Source organism: Mesorhizobium sp. B2-2-4 (genome assembly GCF_006442375.1).
GTDB lineage: Bacteria > Pseudomonadota > Alphaproteobacteria > Rhizobiales > Rhizobiaceae > Mesorhizobium.
On record NZ_VFWB01000003.1, the window covers coordinates 307,616 to 323,975 of the forward strand.

Below are 16,360 nucleotides of genomic sequence, written 5' to 3' on the forward strand. Positions count from 1 at the left end.
AGGCCCAATCCCATGAAGACGATGATGATTGCTCGCGCGCTGCTCGCCAGCGTCGCAATGGACGCGCATGCCTACGAGCGCGGTCGTGAGTTCGGCCGCAAGGAAGCCGGCGAAACCGAACCGGACATGAAGGCCCTGGCGGCCGGCCTCAAACAGGCCACCGACGAGGTGAAAAAGTTCGCGGAAGACGCGGACAAGAAGCTGAAGTCCGGCGAGGCCATGACGACGGAGGCAAAGAAGGCCGCCGACGAAGCACTGGTCAAGCTCAACGAGATCGCGGCCCGGATGACCGAGGCCGAGCAGAAGCTCGCGCGGCGCGGTGGCGAGGATCGTCAGGAAGAGAAATCCATCGGCCAAAGCGTGGTCGAGGACGAGTCGGTCAAGGCGTTCCTGGCCGACCGGGCGCGCGGCAAGAGCCGTGTTTCCGTCTCTTTGAAGGCGATTACCACGTTGGGCACCGGTGCTGATACCGCTGCCGGCGCACTCGTCACGCCGCAGCGCGTCCCGGGGATTGTCACCCCGCCCGAACGTCGCATGACGGTGCGCGACCTGCTCACTCCCGGCCGGACGAACTCCAACTCGATCCAGTTCGTTCAGGAGACGGGCTTTACAAACGCCGCTGCTGCGGTGTCGGAAGGTGCATTGAAGCCGCAGAGCACGATCGAGTATGCGGAAGAGACTGCCAAGGTCGCGACCATCGCGCACTGGGTGCAGACCTCACTGCAGATCCTCGACGACGCTCCGCAGCTTCAGTCGGCGATCGACGGGCGTCTGCGCTACGGCCTGATGTTCGTCGAAGAGCAGGAGATCCTGAAAGGCGATGGCACTGGCGTGCATCTTCTGGGCATCATCCCCCAGGCGACCGCCTTCTCTTCGCCGATCCCGCTCAGCACCGGCGTCACGATGATCGACCAGATCCGCTATGCCATGTTGCAGGCGGTGTTGGCCGAATATCCGGCGACCGGTCACGTTCTGCACCCGACCGATTGGGCGCGTATCGAAACCATGAAGGATGAAGTCGGCCGCTATATCATCGGCAATCCGCAGGATGGCACCACGCCGACCCTGTGGCGCCTGCCGGTGGTCGAGACGCCGGCAATGACCGTCGACAAGTTCCTGACTGGCGCTTTCAAGCTCGGCGCTCAAATCTTCGACCGCCAGGAGGCCAACGTCCTTCTGTCGACCGAGGACCGCGACAACTTCATCCGCAACATGGTCACCATTCGCGGTGAAGAGCGTCTGGCGCTCTGTGTCTACCGTCCGGAGTGCTTCATTTACGGCGATTTCGGCAACGTCTGAGTTCGGCTCATCAAGGCTGGCGGCTTCGGTCGCCCGCTCTATGAACCGAAGGAGGCTGCAATGCAGAAACAGAAATACCTGGTCCTTCGCGAGCATGGAGCTTTCGTCGAGGGCGATACCCGTGACCTGACCCCGATCGAAGCGGGGCGACTGGAAAAGCTTGGAGTGATCGAGAAGATGAAACAGGCTCCGCAAAACAAGATGATGAGGGAGGCTGAAAACAAGGCCCGCCCTTTGGAACAGCGCCAGGATGGTTCCCAGACTGGTCAGGGCAAACCGTTGTCATCGTCGCAGGAGGACCATCAGCGAGCGACGCGCCGCTCGGACAAGTCCAAGGACGCTGCCGAGTAATCACCATCAACAACTCCTGGCGCCTCGCGCCATGGGCGGACGTTCTCTACGCCTGCGACTATTCGTGGTGGAGAGCGTTTTCTGGGGTTCCAGAGTTCAACGGTATCAAGATCAGCCAAGACCCGGCTTGCGATAGATCGCCTTGGGGCATCCATCGCGTCACCATCGTAAAGGACAACGACCGGCTGCTGGTCAAACAGCCTGGCGTGCTCGGCTGGGGTGGCAACAGCGGGTTTCACGCACTGAACCTGGCGGTGCAGTTCGGAGCATCGAAAATCATCCTTGTCGGTTACGACATGCGACTTGATCATGGTGTTCACTGGCACGGTCGTCATCAGCACGGCCTCAACAACCCGACAGCTCGCAACGTCGAGCGCTGGTGCCGTGCCGTCGACGGTGCGGCGGACGTGATCTCCAGCCTCGGCATTCGAGCCATCAACGCCAGCCCAGTCTCGAGACTGACGGCCTACCCACAGATGAGCCTTATGGAAGCGCTGACATGCTGATCAGGAAGACCATTCCGGAAGGCCTTGTGATCTCGGTCGCAGACTTCAAAAATCGCATCCGCTTCGAAGGCGCGCCGGATGAGGAGAAGGACGACATCGAACGCATCATTCGTTCGGCAACGACGCGCTACGAGACGCGGACCCGCCGCACGATGCTGCCAACCGAATTCGAGTGGCGTGCGCCTGGCTGGTCTTGCATTGAAATTCCGGTGGTTCCGATCCGAAGCGAATTCGTCGTGGTTTACCTCGACCCTGCCGGCACCGAGCAGACGCTCGATCCGTCACAGTGGCAGGCACACGTCAACGAGGATCGCGGAGCTCGTATTGAGTTCAACGGCAGCTCTTTCGCCCGACCTGCCCTGTCGACGACGACGTGGTTGCCGGTGCGGGTCCGATTTTCAGCCGGCTATGACGATCCGGAGCAAAGCGGCTCCGGTGACGATCCGGCTCTGTCGCAAAACCCGATGGACATCCAGGCAATCTTTATGCTCGCAGCCCATTGGTACGCAAACCGGGCGACAGCTTCGGACAAGCCGATCACCAGTGTTCCGGCGGGCTTCGAGGAACTCAGCGACGAGCGGCGGATCTACGGATGATCCATCATCGCGCGACCATTCATCCGAAGGCCCATGTCGATCCCGACGCGGTGCAGATCGGCGCTGGCAGCAAGGTGTGGCAGTTCGCGACCGTGATCATGGGTACAGTGCTCGGCGAGGATTGCTCTGTCGGGGCCTGTGCCGTGCTCACCGGCCCGATCTTCGGCGACCGCTGCAAGATCTCTTCCGGCGTCGTCATGGGGCCGGGCTTTCAGATCGGCAATGACGTGTTCGTCGGCCCGAATGTCGTGCTGGCGAATGATTGCTGGCCGTCCGTTGATGTCGGTGGCTACGACGATGCAAAGCTGCGGGACGGCAACCATTTCGCGGTTCGGATTGAGAATGGCGCTATGATCGGCGCCAATGCCGTCATCCTGCCGGGTGTCACCATTGGCGCCGGCGCCGTCGTGGCGGCCTGCTCGCGCGTGACGCGCAACGTTCCGCCTGGTGGGGTATGGCGCGCCGAGAACGGCTACATCGCCCAGGTGCCCGCGGACTGGCGGCAGAAGCGCATGCGGTTGGCCAAAGCATGCTGACCGTCGCGACGCTACTCTGGCAATCCAACGGCAAGTCGCGCGACTTCTCGCGCTGCTATGACGAGACGTGGGTCGAAAAGCTCTACCGCGGCTTTCGGCGCAATATGACGGTGCCTTTCCGCTTCATCGTGTACACCGACCGGGCCTACGAGTTTCAGGAACCAGTTTTTGAGATCGTCAATCCGGTGCTTGGCCAGGGCGGATATGCTGATTGCATCCGCCCCTATGAAATCGGCGGCCCGATGATCCTCTGCGGCCTGGACACGGTCATCGCCGGTAACGTCGACCACCTCGCCGAATACTGCCTGACGGCAAAGCGCTTCGCATTACCTCGAGACCCGTATCGACTGTCGCGGGCCTGCAATGGTGTCGCGCTTGTGCCGGCCGGCCACGAACTGATCGGGACGGCCCATGAAGGCGAGAACGACATGGAGTGGGTTCGGAAGTTCCCGCACCGGTTCATCGACGACGAATTCCCCGGCCACGTCGTGTCGTTCAAAGGCACGGTGGAAAAACGCGGCCTCGGCGACGCTCGAATTGTTTACTTCCACGGCGAGCGGAAGCCTCACCAATTGCCGAACGTTCAATGGATCAAGGAGGCCTGGGTCTGATGTGGGTCAAGTTCACTGCCGACTACGACTTCTCGCCCGATGACCTGAAAGGCCGCCACACGACAGCCTACAAGGCCGGCATGGTACAGAATGTCACCAGGGAATGCGCCGAGAAGGCAATTGCTGCCGGCAAGGCAACGGCAACCAGGCGCGCCGACAAGATCAAGGAGACGGCCTATGTCGATGCCAGCTGACGCTGGTAGCCTTCGCCAGCGCGTGGTCTTTGACAAACGTGGCTCCGGCTCGGATGGCGGCGGCGGTGTCGTCACTGGATGGCAGGAGCAGTTTTCGTGTGCTGCGGCTTACGTCCATCGTAACGTTGGCGAAGCCGTCATGAACGACCGCCTTCAAGGCAAGCACACTCAGGTGATCCGCGTGCGCGCGACATCGTTGACGCGGCCAGTGACCACTGGCTGGCGCGTCCGCGATGCTCGCAAAGGTACTATATTCAATATCCTCGACGCGACCGAGTCACAGGATCGGGCCTGGATTGATCTTCTGGCACAAAGTGGCGGCGCTTCGGGATGAAGATTGCCGGCAAACAAAAATTCCTTGGCCAGATCGCAGCCCTTCCTGCGGCCATGCGCGACGAGATCAAGAAGGCGCTCGTCGTGTCGGCGGAAGAAACGAACGATCTTCAGCAGCGCTTTGCGCCGGTCAAGGAAGGCAAGCTGAAGCGGTCCATCGGCTATGTGTTGGGCGATGAAGCGCCAGAAGGTGCGGGCCTCTCCAGTGCGCCGGCGAAAGGCTCGACCGATCTGACCGTGACCATGTTCGCCGGCGACGCCACGACCATGGTACAGAACAGCCGCGGCGTGGAATTCCAGAATGCTGTGCTACAGGAATTCGGCACGAAGAAGATGCCCGCCAATCCTTTTTTCTTCCCCGGCTTTCGCATCGGCAAGAAGCGAGCCAAGCCGCGGCTGGCGCGCGCCGTCTCGACAGGCGCCAAGAAGGCTTTCCGCAAATGATCGGCGATCAGTTGCAAAGAGCGATCTATGCCGCGCTCACCGCCCCGGTGTTGCCGATCGTGGGCGCGAAGGTCTTCGACACCGTGCCTGCCGACACGCCGTCGCCATACATCAAGATCGGTCCGGCGCAAATATTCGATGACGGCACGGCTTGCGTCGACGGCTGGGAAGTCTTCACGGATATCGACATTTGGTCGGAGCCAGATACCGGCAGCAAGCTCGAGGTGATGGCGATAGGCGCCGCTGTCGTGCCGCGGCTTCTTGGCGTCACCGGCGTCGATGGCTTCACGGTCGTCCTCGCCGCCATCGAAAGCGTTCGCTATCTCGACGATCCGGATGGCGTCAGCAAGCACGGGATAATTTCCGTGCGCCATGTCTTGGAACCAGCCTGACCTCTCTCACGCGAAAGGAAATATCGATGCCTACACCAGTCAAGGTGCTCAACGGCGAGCAGCTGCTCGTCCAGATCGGCGATGGCGCCTCGCCGGAAGTGTTTACGGCCGATTGCCTGATCAATACTGATCGCGGTATCCAGTTCTCGTCCGACACCACTGACGACGTCATTCCCTACTGCGACGCGCCGGATACACCGGCATGGAAGCAGGTGACCAAGGACGGCCTGTCGGCGACCATCACCGGTTCCGGCAAGCTCAACACGCCGTCGGTTTCGGACTGGAACGACTGGTTCATCGGCGATGATTCCAAGAACTGCCGCGTGCTGCTCAACGGCGTTAGCCTCGCCAACGGTGGCGGCTATTGGGCCGGCGCCTTCAAGCTCACCCAATGGGAGGTGACCGGCACGCGCAAGCAGAAGGCGGAAGTGTCGGTCACGCTGGTTTCCGATGGTCCGGTCGACTGGACGCCGGCGGCGGCATGACACAGCACGGCACGATCGACATCCGCCTTGCGGGTGTCCTCACCACCTACAGGCTAGGCATGGCCGAGATCGAGGAGCTTGAGGCGGAACTCGACATGTCGATCTTCCTCGCCCAGGCCGCTCTTGCGTCCGAACTGCCGTTCCTTCGGCAAAAGCAATGGCGCCACATCATACGCCTCGGTCTCATCGGTGCCGGCGTCGAGCGCGATGCGGCCGATGCGCGCACGTCAGCAATGATCGAGGAATACGGCCCTGTCATGGGGCAGGCGGTTGCCTTGAGGATTCTCGGTGCTGCCCTCGGAAAGGTCTATGGGGACGCGCCATCGGGGGAACAGACGGCGAAGTCGAGCCAGCCCGGATCGACTTCGCCGCCGTCTACGGGAACGCGGTCCTGATGGGCATCCAGAATGTCGGCGCGCTTTCTCTCGGGCAATGGATCGCCATCGGGCGTCAGTGGAACAAGGCCCACGGCGGCAAGCCTGGCGCGCCAAGCGATGATGAGTTCGAGGCGGCGGTGCAGGCGGCGCGAAGCCTGCATTAGGGGGCACTATTTCTGCTTCTCTACCAGGGGGCGAGCTTTATCCAAAACTTCGACCAGGTTATTCCTCAGAAAGTCGTTCTCGCTTAGATTTCCGTTATTTAGGCAATGAACGACGTTTGCTACGCGCCAATGTCGTTCTGTGTTGCCTGATTTTAAATCATCAAGCAGCACATCGCACATCGCCTGCATGTCCCGTGCCTCTTGTCTTTGCTTGGACTCGGCTGCGCGCTGATGATCCACCCATACAAAGTAGCCGATGGCTGTCATCAAAACGAGGCAAGCTGCGGCGATCAGCCCTTTTAACCAATTGTCCAAGGTGCCCCCCCATGGCCATCGAAGCCGAGCGTCTGCTCGCGATATTCGAAGCACGTTTCACGTCGCTTGAAAAGGCACTGGTCAAGGCACAGGCGCAGTCGAGCTCGGCATTTTCCTCGATCGAGGCGGACGGCACGAAGGCCGAGACTGCGCTGTCCAACATCGGCAGCAAAGGATCGCCCGGCATCGACCGGGCTGCCAAGTCGATCAAGGCCTTCAAGGTTGAAACCGGCAACCTCGCCGCGCAGTTCAACGATATCGGCGTGCAGCTGGCCGGTGGACAGTCTCCTTTTCTGATTGCCCTCCAGCAGGGCACGCAGATTACTCAAGCGCTCGGCCCGTCCGGCGTGAAGGGCGCGGTCGCCGCAGTCGGCGGCGCATTCCTGTCGATGATAAATCCCGTCAGCTTGGCGACAATTGCGATCATTGCCGGCGGCGGCTTCGTGGTCCAGTATTTCGCTAGCCTCGTATCAGGTGGCGAAAAATCCGCGGAGACGTTGAGGCAGGAAGCCGAGTTGATCGACCGCGTCACCGCGAAATGGGGTGAAGCTCTGCCCGCGCTCAAGGCTTACAACAACGAACGGCAGCGGCTGAAGGACCAAGCCGATATCCTGCAAGCGGGCGACATCGAAATCGGCAAGCAGTTCGAGGATGCGCAGCAAAAGGTAGTGGCGCTTAATGTCGATCTTGCCAATGTCCTCGACCAGGTGCAGGGCATCGCTAAGCCGGGACAGCTGACCGACCTGCAAGCCGATTTCAGGAAGCTGGCTGACAGCATCCAGGATCATACCGCCAAGGCCGAGGATGCCAGGAAGGTCGAGCAGGATCTCGCCGCGATATTTGCCCAGTCCGGCGTGCCGGCCGTCAACGCCATGGCGCAGGCAGTCGCGATTCTTGCCGCCGTTCTCGACAATGCCACGGCGGCGCAAGAACGCCTGAATACCCAGACTGCGGCGGCCGCCGGCCGGCCGCAATTTCCCGGCTCCGGCGGCGCTCGACGCTTTGCCAATGGCGAGAGAAACACGGTCGACTTGCCGGGATCAGCCCCGACGCCAGACAGCGCTCCCAACCGCGAAGACATTCTCGCTGCTCAGGACAAGGCGGCTGCGGCGGCGGCCCGCCGCGCTGCCCGTCCACAGCGCCTCTCCGCCGACGATCATATCAAGGAAGACATTCAGGGACTGAAGGATCGGACGGAGGCTTTGCGGCAAGAGGCCAGCATGATCGGCCTCACCTTTGAAGAGCAGCAGAAGCGCAAGATGGCGCTGGACCTCGAACAGGAGGCGTTGCGCCGCCTGCGTGAGGAAGCCGCTAAAAAGGGTGTCACGGACCTCGACGCGGTCCACCTTTCACCCGATCAGATCGCAACCATCGACGCCGCCTCGGCCGCTTACGGCCGTCAGGCGGAGGTCCTGCGAGAAGTACAGAAAGAGCAGCAGGACGCCGAGCAGGCGTCGGGTGAATTCTATGACACGTTCAAGTCCGGAGCGATGGAAGCAATATCCGGCGCGAAGAGCCTGGGCGACGTGCTGGCTGATCTGGGCAAGAAGTTTGCCGATCTGCTCTTGAACAGCGCCTTCGATAGTCTTTTCGCACCTGCCTCCGGCAGCAGCTCCGGCGGTTCGTTTGGCGGAATTTTCGGCCTCCTCGGGAAATTCATCACCGGCAGTTTTGCCGGCGGGACACGCTCCGCGCCGGGTGGTCCAGCGATCATCAACGAACGAGGCGGCGAGATCGTCGACCTGCCAAGCGGCAGCCGCGTGTATCCGCACGACGTGTCAATGCAGATGGCTAAGGTCTCGGCCTCCGGTCCCAGCGCCGCCATTACCTACGCCCCGTCGATCACGGTCGGCCCCAATGCGCAACCGGGCGTAACCGAGCAATTGCAGGCGGTGATGAAGCAACAGCAGCGTGAGTTTACCTCCAACGTCGCGAAATCGCTGCGCGAAATGAAGATCAAGGGTATCCGTGCATGACGATCGACCTGCCGGCGGTCCGGTTCCAACTGACGCGGCCGGCTCTGGTCGACTCCGTCTCGGTCGATCGCGCGGGCGAGCGCTATGTCGGCTTCATGGAATATGCCGATTCCTATTGGCAGATCCCGATGCGCACCAAATCGCTGCGCGCCAGCGAATTGATGCTGGTACAGGCGTTCGGCGCACAGGCCAGGCTCGGCAAGGTCACCGTCGTCTGGCGTCCGGTCGATATCTGCCTGCCGCAGGCCTATTGGGGCAATCCCACCGCGCCTGCTTTGGCCGATGACGGCAACCTTGTCTCGGTCACGAACGGCTTCACCGTCGCGATCAACGGCGTCGTCAACGGTCTGACCATGATGCCGGGCGATCTGTTCTCGTTGCAAAAGGCTGGCAATCGCTCGCTGCATCGCGTCGTCGTCGGCGCGGTCGCGGCGGCCGGCGCGATCGGCCTCACGGTCGAGCCGGCGATACCGGTCTACATCACCGCCGGGGCTATCGCCAAGTTCCTCAATCCGGAACTGAACTGCCGCGTGGTGCCGGGCTCCTTCGTCATTCCCGACGATCACAAGCCGGTCGCCGCCTTCACCCTGGTCGAGGTGCCGAAATGACCTTCCCGACCCGCTTGCAGGACCTGCTCGAGGAGGGCCGCGTCGTCATTCGCAGCATGATCAAGTTCCAGCTGGGCTCCGGCTTCCATGGCATGTGGCTGGGCAATTACGACCTGGTCTATGACGACGGGGGCGGGCCGGTCACCTACAGGCCGAACCAGCTGCTCTCGGCGGAACCGCCGGAAGGCTCGCTTGGCATGGAGGCGACCGAGTTTGTCGTCACCATGCCGGTCGCGACCGACTTCGGCGTGACGCCCGACATTCTCGCCCAGATCGAGCAGGAAGACTACAAGGGCCGGCCGTGCTGGATCTACGAGGCCTATTTCGATCCCGACACGCGCGAGCTGCTCTATGTCGAGCAGGAGATGGCGTTCGGCTACGTCGACTTCATCGACCACGTCCAGTCGGGCGGCCAGCTTCGGCTTGAAGGCCATGTGATTTCCGGTGCGGTGGACAACCACCGTGACGGCTACCGATCCGCCAGCAACGAAGACCAGCAGCTGATCTCGGCCGGCGACCTTGGCTTCCAATACGCCACCAGCATCAAGACCGAGAAATTCGACATCAGCTTCTGATCGTCGCTTCACCACCTGGACAGCCACAAAAGCATGACCTCGCAACCTCGTCTCAAAGACTGGGATCGCCGCCTCGCGCGCGTGACCGAGAAGCACCTCGCCATGCCTGGCGTGTGGGGCGTGTCCGATTGCCTGCAAACCGATGGCGAAGCTGTCGAGGCGGTCATCGGAGCCAATCCGTTCGCGGAAGTGGCCGGCCGGTACAAGACCGAAGCCGGCGCCGCGCGGCTGCTGCGCAAGCGCGGCTTTGCCAATGTCGAGGAGGCGCTTGCCAGCCTCTTTCCGAAGATGCCGCGGTTGATGGCGCGTCGCGGCGACCTGGCCGTGGTCGAGCGCAATGGTCAGCTGTGCGCCGGCTATATCTGCGAATACGGCGCGGCCGTGAAGACAGAGACCGGGCTGACCTTCGTGCCGCAGACCGAAATCCGCTCGGCTTTCCGCGTGGGCGACTGATGCCTTTCCTCGCGCCGGTCGTCACCAGCATTGGCGGCATCCTGACGGGTGCGTCGGCGTTCCTGAGTTCGGGAACGATCCTGGCCGGCGTGGCGCGCCTCGGCCTTGGCATCGCCGCGCAATATGCCGTCGGCGCCCTGATCGGCACGCCGTCGGCGCCATCGCAGGTCACGCATCTTCAGGCGCAGTATGGCGAAAACCTGCCGCGCACAGTGGTGCTGGGCAAGCGCGGCCTTGCCGGTCACTTCATCTACCGGAACACCTATGAGACGGGCAACCGCAGGGTCCAGGACGTCTACGTCCTCTCCCATTTCCGCATCAATGGCGTCACGCGCGTTCGCTACGAGGGCGCATGGAAAACGCTCGGCGGCGTGGAGGACCCGGAACGGGGCTTGCGCGTCCAGGACATCGACGCCGAGATCTGGATCAAGGTCTATACGGGCGCGCTCGACCAGGCCGCCGATCCAAACCTCATTGAGGAAAGCAATCCGCCCGGCCGCTGGACAGCGGCGCACCGGCTTGCCGGCCTTGCCTATGCCGTCGTCACCCAGCAGCTCGACCGGGAGAAGCTTCCCAATCCCTGGGATGCATTCTTCGAGGTCGAGGGCGTCTGCTACGACTGGCGGCAGGACGATTCGGTAGGCGGCGACGGCGACCAGCGCTGGAGCGATCCGGCGACATGGGGACCGTCCTACAATCCGATTGTCCAGGCCTACAATCTGGAGCGCGGCTTCTATCTCGGCGACCAGCTGATCGTCGGCAAGGGTATCGCGGCATCGCGCCTGCCGCTGGCGAACTGGACGCTCGCCGCCAACATCGCCGACGAGGCGATGGTCAGCGGCCCGCGTTACACCTCGTCCTACATCGCCTCGGCCGGCCAGGGCATCACCCATGCCAACAACATGGAGCCGATCCTCGCCGCCTGCGCCGGTTCCTGGTACAACGGACCCGCCGGCGAATATCCGATCGCCGGCGCCAACCAGGCAGTCGTCGCCACCATCACGGACGCCGATCTGCTGGTCGACGAGGACGAGCGCATCTCGCTGAAGCGCACGCGCTCCGAGCTCGTCAACACCATCGCCGGCACATACTACGATCCGACCACCTTCTATGAGCCGTTGCCGCTGGCGACGCGCACCGATGCCGACGCCTTCGCGGCCGATCGCGAGCGGCTGGCCGCATCGATAGGCTATGAGGCGGTGACCGACCCGGCCGTCGGCGATCGGCTGAACGATATCGCCCTGCGCGCCAGCCGCTACCAGGGCAATGCCGAAATCTGCCTGCGGCCGAAATTCCTTGGCCTCAAGGTCGGCCAGTGGATCAGGTGGCAGAGCGACAAGGCCGACGGATTCGACAAGAGCTTCCAGATCCTGCGGCGCCGTCTCGGCCCGCTCGGTCCAAAGGCCTGCCGCGCCGTCTATCTGACCGTTCAGGAAGTCGGCGAAGGCATCTTCGACCCGACCGCCTATCAGACCCTGCCGCCCGATTCCGTGGTGCCGGGCGCGCCGGACTATCAGAGCGAGCTGGAGAACTACCACCTCGATCCAATCATTATGCAGACCGCGACGGGCTCGCAGCGTGCAGCACTTCGGGGTTCGTGGAACGCGATCGAAGACATCACGATCGACCGCGTGGAATTCCAATATCGGCCGGTCGATCAGCCCGACGCCGTGATGGGCGAGACGGCGACAGCCGATCAGACCGTTGCGCAGTTGACGGCCGGCGTCATCTCGTCATCCGACTATGAGGCCCGCTATCGTCTGCAATCGAAGCCGCCGCGCACCATCCCATGGACGGACTGGGTTCAAGTCACGACGCTCGATGCGCGCCTGGTCGGCGCCGACTTCTACCCCATCGACCTCGACCAGCTCGCGCAGGATGTGAAGGACTTACAGGCGTGGACCGGCAATGCGGTGCGCGACGTCCTTGAGCAGTTGCAGGCGGTGTCGACGAACAGCGCCGGCAACTTCCTTGTGGGCTTTTCCGACAAGCAGGAACTGCGGCGGGAACTGCGGTCCACAACCGACGGCGCAGTCGCGCTGTTCACTGAAGAGATCATTACTGCGACCGGTCCCGGCTCCGCGCTCGCCCTCAAGATCGAGGCTCTCGAGGCGACCGTCAACGATCCGGTCACTGGTGTTGTTGCCAGTTCGACCGCCGTGTCGTTGTTGTCGACGACGGTGTCGGCTCAAGCCGGTACGATCGCGGCCAACGCTTCGGCGATCATCGCCTTGCAGACTACCGTCGGCGACGTCTCTGCCGGCTCCACGTTCCGAATGGGCACCGACTACACACCGGCGGCCGGCTGGTCATCCCGCATCGGCATCGAGGCAAGGGTCACGTCGGGCAGCACTTTCCGCTCGTCCGGATGGTATGTTGAGGCAACGGCAACAGCCGCGCGCATTGTCGTCGATACGGATCAGTTTGTGGTTGTAGCCGGTGGTGTCGTCACGGCGCTGTTCGATGCCGGCACCGCCTTCATCACCAATGCACGTATCCGGAACCTGACAGCCGTCAATATCGTAACCAAGTCGCTCGATGCCAATGTTGTATTGCAGAACGGCACGGTCATCACGTCGCTCATCGCCGGCAATGCCATCACCGATTGGGACAATCAGGCCTTTTTTCTTTCGACCGGTGCCAACGGACCCTCATTCGTCACCCGCGCCACAATCACCGTCAACAACACGGGTGCGATTCCCGTTCTGGTCTTCGCCAGGATGAATTCTGTCTACACGGCCGGCGGCGGCAGCAGCAGCGCTACCGTCAACATGAGGCTGGTTCGAACGGTGGGCGGCGTCGATACGGTCCTGAGATCGGTGACCTACAACAGCAACTCCGGGGTCTATGAGCCGGTGTTTCTCGATGCGGCCGCGCCGGTCGGGACATTCACCTATCGCATCGACACCAACCATACGCCAGCCGGTGGCGCCGGCATCACGATCGACTGCTCCGTCACCGCAAACTGGTGGAAAAAATGAACAAACACCCAAACAGAGGTCCCAAAATGACAACCAATGAACCCGAGACCATGTCCATCTCAATGCAGGTTGCGCTGGAGGAGGAGGTCGAGCGTCTCGACGCGGCGGCGAAGGCATCCAGGAACCGGATCCTGTTCCTGGCGCAGAGCAACGCGAACCTGAAGGCGCAGGTGGCCGAGATGGAAGCCAAGCTTGCCGCGATGGAGCCGGCCGAGGTGCCGGCCAAAAAGCCGAAGGCAAACTGACATGGCCGTCTTCGATGATTATGTGACCGGCACCGTTTCGGTTGCCAACGGCTCGCCGAACGTTACCGGCGTCGGCACGGCCTGGACGTTGGCGGCCATTCGACCGGGCGACGAATTCAAGCGCTTCGGCCGCAGCATCGCCATTCTTTCGGTCACCGATGACACTCACCTGGTGCTTGCCGAGAACTGGCCGGATACCGCATTGGTCGGGTCGGCCTATCGCATCCGTTTCCAGCCGGACGGCTCGCGCTTAACGGCGCAGGCTGCCGCGCTGATTGAGGCTCTCGCCAACGGCAATCTCGCATCGATTGCAGACCTGGTCAGTGCGGCCAACACGCTGCCTTACTTCACCGGAACCGGGACGGCGGCCCTGGCGGATTTCACGCCGTTCGCGCGCAGTATTGTGGACGATGCCGACGCGTCTGCGGCACTCGACACCCTTGGTTTCAGCGCGTTCGCCAAAACACTCATTAATGACGCCGACGCCGCTTCGCTACGGGCAACGATTGCGGCCCTTGGCGGCGCGCTCGGGGCGAGCGACAATCGTCTGTTGCGAGCAGACGGAACGGGCGGGGTCACCGCGCAAGGGTCGGCGGTGACGCTTGACGACAGCGGCAATCTTTCCGGCATTGCCAATCTTTCCGGTGCCACGGCAACTCTGTCTGACCTCCTCACTGTCAACGGTGGACAAATAAAATTCCCGTCTGTGCAGATACCTTCGGCAAACGCAAACACACTGGATGATTACGAAGAAGGCACATATACACCCACCCCTGCCTTCGGCGGTGCCAACGTCGGAATGATCGCCGCTATACGCTCCGGGCGCTATATTAAAATTGGCGCTCTAGCGGTAGTTTGGGGATATGCGACCCTTACCGCCAAAGGAACTTCTACCGGTGTAGCGAGCATAACCGGAATACCGTTCCAAGCCTCCGCCAACGCAAGCTTCTATGGCGGCAGCGTGCCTTTCTTTTCCAGCACGGTCGGGGTCACTGTGGCGGGTTGCGCCATGCCTGCGGGCGGCACCGCCTTGACCCTCTATACTCCCCCAGGCGGCGTCTTTACCGACGCAAACTTCAACAACACGACAGGTATTATGTTTGCGGTAGCTTACGAAGCTGCCTAAAGAAGAAGGAAATAAAATCCATGCGCTCTGTCAAACTCGACCAGATTACACTTTGTGCGGACGGCTCAATCGGATTGAAGTTGCTGAAGATCATTTCCGATGGCGAAAATATCATTTCGTCAGAGCCCCACCGCATGCCGATCATGCCAGACCAGTCCGCCGAGGAGATCGCAGATAGCCTCAATTCGAACCTGGAAGAGATGGGCTTCCCACCCTTGCCAAGTGCGGAATTCGCCCGTGTCGACGAGATCGCTGTGACCCATCGACAGGCAGAGTCTGTCGCAGCCAGCATCGAGGAATATAAGCAGAAGAAAGCGGAGGCTTACGCCGCTTGGCAACGCGAGGAAGCCGAGCGGCAAGCCGCTGCGGCCGAACAGGAACAAGCCGACATCGCCGCGGCGAAAGCGGAACAGGAGCGCTTCAAGAAGATGGTGGCGGATGCTGTCGCCGCGCAGTGGGGCGAGAGAGCCACGGACCCGCTGGCGATCGAGTGACGGCAGACGAGCTGTGGCCGGGAGGCTAACTCTGCCTGCGCAGCACCTTAGAACGCCCTCTGAGCCCGTGACCAAACTCGGCAACGCGGTAGCAACTTTGCATTCGATCCCGTTTGGCATATGGATGCAGTGTCGGAGGCAGCGAGGCAACAATGGACCGGACTACATCGCGGGTCGACTTCGCAAACACCTTGCGAGGCATTGCGGCTGTCTGTGTCCTGATCTCGCATTATACCTACAATTTCTGGACGTTGCGCGATGCTGTCGCAAGCCTGGCCCACGCGCCCTTGCTGCCGGAGCACTTTGCCTTTCCGACGTACCTGCGCTGGCTTCATGCGACAGTGCCTCAGTTCAATTGGGGTGCGTTCGGCGTAGCGCTCTTCTTTCTGGTGAGTGGCTTCGTCATCCCCTTTTCGCTTCGCAACATGACCTGGCAGGGATTTCTCGTAGGGCGCCTTTTTCGAATTATCCCGCTCTACATGGCCGGGTTTTCGATCACCATTCTGTCGATTTGGCTGGTTGGGCGATATTTTAGCGTTCCTTGGCCGTTCAGCATCAGTGAAGTCGCAATTCATTATCTGCCGGGGCTTCGTGAATTTTTCGGAATGCCGAGCATCGACGGGATCGTCTGGACGCTAGAGATCGAGATCAAGTTCTACGTTATCTGCGCCCTTGCTGTAGCGCTGTTTCGGCGCGGCTCGATCTGGGTATTTGCCGTTCCCGCGGCTCTGGCGGCATGTGAGTTCTACATGATCCACAACAGCTTCGGGCCAGCCTTCCTTGTACCCGTCCCGTTCTTAATCTTCATGTTCATCGGAGTTGTTTTTCACTACCTGCACGTTGGCGCGCTCACCGCCGAACGGTCACTATTTCTCGGTGCAAGCTTGTTCTTCGGGTTCTCGATTCTGCTCGGACAGGCGATGCCCGGCCTTGCTTCGATGGCGTGGACCTATGGGTTCGCCGTGCTGGTTTTCGCCCTTGCCGCCAGCTTCCCGCAACTTTTCCAGCGGACCCGTATCGGCGACTTCTTCGCCGACATCAGCTATCCGCTGTATGTGATTCATGGCGTCGCCGGCTATGCCGGCCTGCGGGTGTTGCTCGATCTTGGCGTAAAGGCGTGGCTGAGCCTGATCATCGTAACGGCCGGCGCAACCGGGCTGGCGTGGGTGCTCCATGTAGTCGTTGAGACGCCTAGCCATAATCTAGGCAAGCGCCTGGCGGCCCGTTTGCGACCGATCGTTTCGCAGTTGCCAGGCACGGTGCCGGTTCCCACGAACGCTCTTCCTGCCGCTGCGTAGT

23 protein-coding genes are annotated in these 16,360 nt (G+C 61.7%); 22 read left to right on the forward strand and 1 reads right to left on the reverse strand.

Annotated elements, in window-relative coordinates:
* Positions 1-12: 12 nt before the first annotated feature.
* The 13 genes from FJ959_RS09770 to FJ959_RS31670 all read left to right on the forward strand — a co-directional run bounded on the left by FJ959_RS09770 (position 13) and on the right by FJ959_RS31670 (position 6,288).
* Entirely contained in the window at positions 13-1,299 is a 1,287-nt protein-coding gene (locus tag FJ959_RS09770; RefSeq protein WP_140629889.1) for a phage major capsid protein, read from the forward strand.
* 60 nt (positions 1,300-1,359) lie between these two features.
* Positions 1,360-1,650, forward strand: a complete 291-nt coding sequence (locus FJ959_RS09775; RefSeq protein ID WP_140629892.1) for a hypothetical protein — start codon at positions 1,360-1,362, stop codon at positions 1,648-1,650.
* A gap of 206 nt (positions 1,651-1,856) precedes the next feature.
* Positions 1,857-2,156: a hypothetical protein gene (locus tag FJ959_RS32110; RefSeq protein WP_246678938.1), complete on the forward strand. Its 300-nt coding sequence runs from the start codon at positions 1,857-1,859 to the stop codon at positions 2,154-2,156.
* Positions 2,150-2,752 (forward strand): hypothetical protein, encoded by a 603-nt coding sequence (locus tag FJ959_RS09785; RefSeq protein ID WP_140629897.1) that lies wholly within the window; start codon positions 2,150-2,152, stop codon positions 2,750-2,752. The genes FJ959_RS32110 and FJ959_RS09785 overlap by 7 nt, the downstream gene beginning before the upstream one ends.
* Complete coding sequence (locus tag FJ959_RS32465; protein WP_140629900.1) at positions 2,749-3,288, forward strand: DapH/DapD/GlmU-related protein; 540 nt, start codon at positions 2,749-2,751, stop codon at positions 3,286-3,288. Before FJ959_RS09785 ends, FJ959_RS32465 begins: the two co-directional genes overlap by 4 nt.
* Positions 3,282-3,899 (forward strand): hypothetical protein, encoded by a 618-nt coding sequence (locus FJ959_RS09795; RefSeq protein ID WP_140629903.1) that lies wholly within the window; start codon positions 3,282-3,284, stop codon positions 3,897-3,899. Before FJ959_RS32465 ends, FJ959_RS09795 begins: the two co-directional genes overlap by 7 nt.
* Complete coding sequence (locus tag FJ959_RS31665) at positions 3,899-4,093, forward strand: hypothetical protein (protein WP_181171963.1); 195 nt, start codon at positions 3,899-3,901, stop codon at positions 4,091-4,093. The genes FJ959_RS09795 and FJ959_RS31665 overlap by 1 nt, the downstream gene beginning before the upstream one ends.
* Positions 4,077-4,427, forward strand: a complete 351-nt coding sequence (locus FJ959_RS09800) for a phage head closure protein (protein WP_181171964.1) — start codon at positions 4,077-4,079, stop codon at positions 4,425-4,427. The genes FJ959_RS31665 and FJ959_RS09800 overlap by 17 nt, the downstream gene beginning before the upstream one ends.
* On the forward strand, positions 4,424-4,870 hold the full coding sequence (locus FJ959_RS09805; RefSeq protein WP_140629908.1) for an HK97 gp10 family phage protein: 447 nt from the start codon (positions 4,424-4,426) through the stop codon (positions 4,868-4,870). Before FJ959_RS09800 ends, FJ959_RS09805 begins: the two co-directional genes overlap by 4 nt.
* Positions 4,867-5,262 carry a DUF3168 domain-containing protein gene (locus FJ959_RS09810; RefSeq protein ID WP_140629911.1) on the forward strand — a complete coding sequence of 132 codons (396 nt, stop codon included), beginning with the start codon at positions 4,867-4,869 and terminating at the stop codon, positions 5,260-5,262. The genes FJ959_RS09805 and FJ959_RS09810 overlap by 4 nt, the downstream gene beginning before the upstream one ends.
* Positions 5,263-5,288: 26 nt before the next feature.
* Positions 5,289-5,747, forward strand: a complete 459-nt coding sequence (locus FJ959_RS09815; RefSeq protein ID WP_140629914.1) for a phage tail tube protein — start codon at positions 5,289-5,291, stop codon at positions 5,745-5,747.
* Positions 5,744-6,142, forward strand: coding sequence for a GTA-gp10 family protein (locus FJ959_RS09820; protein WP_181171965.1), 399 nt, complete (start codon positions 5,744-5,746; stop codon positions 6,140-6,142). Before FJ959_RS09815 ends, FJ959_RS09820 begins: the two co-directional genes overlap by 4 nt.
* A complete protein-coding gene (locus FJ959_RS31670) occupies positions 6,142-6,288 on the forward strand; it encodes a hypothetical protein (protein WP_181171966.1) in 147 nt (48 codons plus the stop codon). The genes FJ959_RS09820 and FJ959_RS31670 overlap by 1 nt, the downstream gene beginning before the upstream one ends.
* 6 nt (positions 6,289-6,294) lie before the next feature.
* Here the strand turns inward: FJ959_RS31670 and FJ959_RS09825 are convergent, their stop codons facing one another.
* Positions 6,295-6,603 carry a hypothetical protein gene (locus FJ959_RS09825; RefSeq protein ID WP_140629919.1) on the reverse strand — a complete coding sequence of 103 codons (309 nt, stop codon included), beginning with the start codon at positions 6,601-6,603 and terminating at the stop codon, positions 6,295-6,297.
* 11 nt (positions 6,604-6,614) lie between these two features.
* On the opposite strand from FJ959_RS09825, the gene FJ959_RS09830 reads away from it, so the two are divergent.
* The 9 genes from FJ959_RS09830 (at position 6,615) to FJ959_RS09870 (ending at position 16,359) form a co-directional block, all read left to right on the forward strand.
* Complete coding sequence (locus tag FJ959_RS09830; RefSeq protein WP_140629922.1) at positions 6,615-8,579, forward strand: phage tail length tape measure family protein; 1,965 nt, start codon at positions 6,615-6,617, stop codon at positions 8,577-8,579.
* Entirely contained in the window at positions 8,576-9,187 is a 612-nt protein-coding gene (locus FJ959_RS09835) for a hypothetical protein (protein WP_140629924.1), read from the forward strand. The genes FJ959_RS09830 and FJ959_RS09835 overlap by 4 nt, the downstream gene beginning before the upstream one ends.
* The gene (locus FJ959_RS09840) at positions 9,184-9,762 is read left to right on the forward strand and encodes a hypothetical protein (protein ID WP_140629925.1); all 579 of its coding nucleotides are present in this window, start codon (positions 9,184-9,186) and stop codon (positions 9,760-9,762) included. The genes FJ959_RS09835 and FJ959_RS09840 overlap by 4 nt, the downstream gene beginning before the upstream one ends.
* Before the next feature lie 33 nt (positions 9,763-9,795).
* The gene (locus FJ959_RS09845) at positions 9,796-10,215 is read left to right on the forward strand and encodes a hypothetical protein (RefSeq protein ID WP_140629927.1); all 420 of its coding nucleotides are present in this window, start codon (positions 9,796-9,798) and stop codon (positions 10,213-10,215) included.
* Positions 10,215-13,196, forward strand: coding sequence for a hypothetical protein (locus FJ959_RS09850; RefSeq protein ID WP_140629929.1), 2,982 nt, complete (start codon positions 10,215-10,217; stop codon positions 13,194-13,196). Before FJ959_RS09845 ends, FJ959_RS09850 begins: the two co-directional genes overlap by 1 nt.
* Positions 13,197-13,222: 26 nt before the next feature.
* The gene (locus FJ959_RS09855) at positions 13,223-13,441 is read left to right on the forward strand and encodes a hypothetical protein (RefSeq protein WP_140629930.1); all 219 of its coding nucleotides are present in this window, start codon (positions 13,223-13,225) and stop codon (positions 13,439-13,441) included.
* Between the two features lies 1 nt (position 13,442).
* Positions 13,443-14,567 carry a hypothetical protein gene (locus FJ959_RS09860; protein ID WP_140629932.1) on the forward strand — a complete coding sequence of 375 codons (1,125 nt, stop codon included), beginning with the start codon at positions 13,443-13,445 and terminating at the stop codon, positions 14,565-14,567.
* A gap of 20 nt (positions 14,568-14,587) precedes the next feature.
* The gene (locus tag FJ959_RS09865) at positions 14,588-15,061 is read left to right on the forward strand and encodes a hypothetical protein (protein ID WP_140629934.1); all 474 of its coding nucleotides are present in this window, start codon (positions 14,588-14,590) and stop codon (positions 15,059-15,061) included.
* A 152-nt stretch (positions 15,062-15,213) separates the two neighbouring features.
* Positions 15,214-16,359 carry an acyltransferase gene (locus tag FJ959_RS09870; protein ID WP_140629936.1) on the forward strand — a complete coding sequence of 382 codons (1,146 nt, stop codon included), beginning with the start codon at positions 15,214-15,216 and terminating at the stop codon, positions 16,357-16,359.
* Position 16,360 lies beyond the last annotated feature (1 nt).

What these genes read in the sequence shown, in the direction of transcription:
- FJ959_RS09770 (WP_140629889.1), top strand. Translation starts at nt 13, where the DNA reads ATGAAGACGATGATGATTGCTCGCGCGCTGCTCGCCAGCGTCGCAATG.
- FJ959_RS09775 (WP_140629892.1), top strand. Translation starts at nt 1,360, where the DNA reads ATGCAGAAACAGAAATACCTGGTCCTTCGCGAGCATGGAGCTTTCGTC.
- FJ959_RS09785 (WP_140629897.1), top strand. Translation starts at nt 2,150, where the DNA reads ATGCTGATCAGGAAGACCATTCCGGAAGGCCTTGTGATCTCGGTCGCA.
- FJ959_RS32465 (WP_140629900.1), top strand. Translation starts at nt 2,749, where the DNA reads ATGATCCATCATCGCGCGACCATTCATCCGAAGGCCCATGTCGATCCC.
- FJ959_RS09795 (WP_140629903.1), top strand. Translation starts at nt 3,282, where the DNA reads ATGCTGACCGTCGCGACGCTACTCTGGCAATCCAACGGCAAGTCGCGC.
- FJ959_RS31665 (WP_181171963.1), top strand. Translation starts at nt 3,899, where the DNA reads ATGTGGGTCAAGTTCACTGCCGACTACGACTTCTCGCCCGATGACCTG.
- FJ959_RS09800 (WP_181171964.1), top strand. Translation starts at nt 4,077, where the DNA reads ATGTCGATGCCAGCTGACGCTGGTAGCCTTCGCCAGCGCGTGGTCTTT.
- FJ959_RS09805 (WP_140629908.1), top strand. Translation starts at nt 4,424, where the DNA reads ATGAAGATTGCCGGCAAACAAAAATTCCTTGGCCAGATCGCAGCCCTT.
- FJ959_RS09810 (WP_140629911.1), top strand. Translation starts at nt 4,867, where the DNA reads ATGATCGGCGATCAGTTGCAAAGAGCGATCTATGCCGCGCTCACCGCC.
- FJ959_RS09815 (WP_140629914.1), top strand. Translation starts at nt 5,289, where the DNA reads ATGCCTACACCAGTCAAGGTGCTCAACGGCGAGCAGCTGCTCGTCCAG.
- FJ959_RS09820 (WP_181171965.1), top strand. Translation starts at nt 5,744, where the DNA reads ATGACACAGCACGGCACGATCGACATCCGCCTTGCGGGTGTCCTCACC.
- FJ959_RS31670 (WP_181171966.1), top strand. Translation starts at nt 6,142, where the DNA reads ATGGGCATCCAGAATGTCGGCGCGCTTTCTCTCGGGCAATGGATCGCC.
- FJ959_RS09830 (WP_140629922.1), top strand. Translation starts at nt 6,615, where the DNA reads ATGGCCATCGAAGCCGAGCGTCTGCTCGCGATATTCGAAGCACGTTTC.
- FJ959_RS09835 (WP_140629924.1), top strand. Translation starts at nt 8,576, where the DNA reads ATGACGATCGACCTGCCGGCGGTCCGGTTCCAACTGACGCGGCCGGCT.
- FJ959_RS09840 (WP_140629925.1), top strand. Translation starts at nt 9,184, where the DNA reads ATGACCTTCCCGACCCGCTTGCAGGACCTGCTCGAGGAGGGCCGCGTC.
- FJ959_RS09845 (WP_140629927.1), top strand. Translation starts at nt 9,796, where the DNA reads ATGACCTCGCAACCTCGTCTCAAAGACTGGGATCGCCGCCTCGCGCGC.
- FJ959_RS09850 (WP_140629929.1), top strand. Translation starts at nt 10,215, where the DNA reads ATGCCTTTCCTCGCGCCGGTCGTCACCAGCATTGGCGGCATCCTGACG.
- FJ959_RS09855 (WP_140629930.1), top strand. Translation starts at nt 13,223, where the DNA reads ATGACAACCAATGAACCCGAGACCATGTCCATCTCAATGCAGGTTGCG.
- FJ959_RS09860 (WP_140629932.1), top strand. Translation starts at nt 13,443, where the DNA reads ATGGCCGTCTTCGATGATTATGTGACCGGCACCGTTTCGGTTGCCAAC.
- FJ959_RS09865 (WP_140629934.1), top strand. Translation starts at nt 14,588, where the DNA reads ATGCGCTCTGTCAAACTCGACCAGATTACACTTTGTGCGGACGGCTCA.
- FJ959_RS09870 (WP_140629936.1), top strand. Translation starts at nt 15,214, where the DNA reads ATGGACCGGACTACATCGCGGGTCGACTTCGCAAACACCTTGCGAGGC.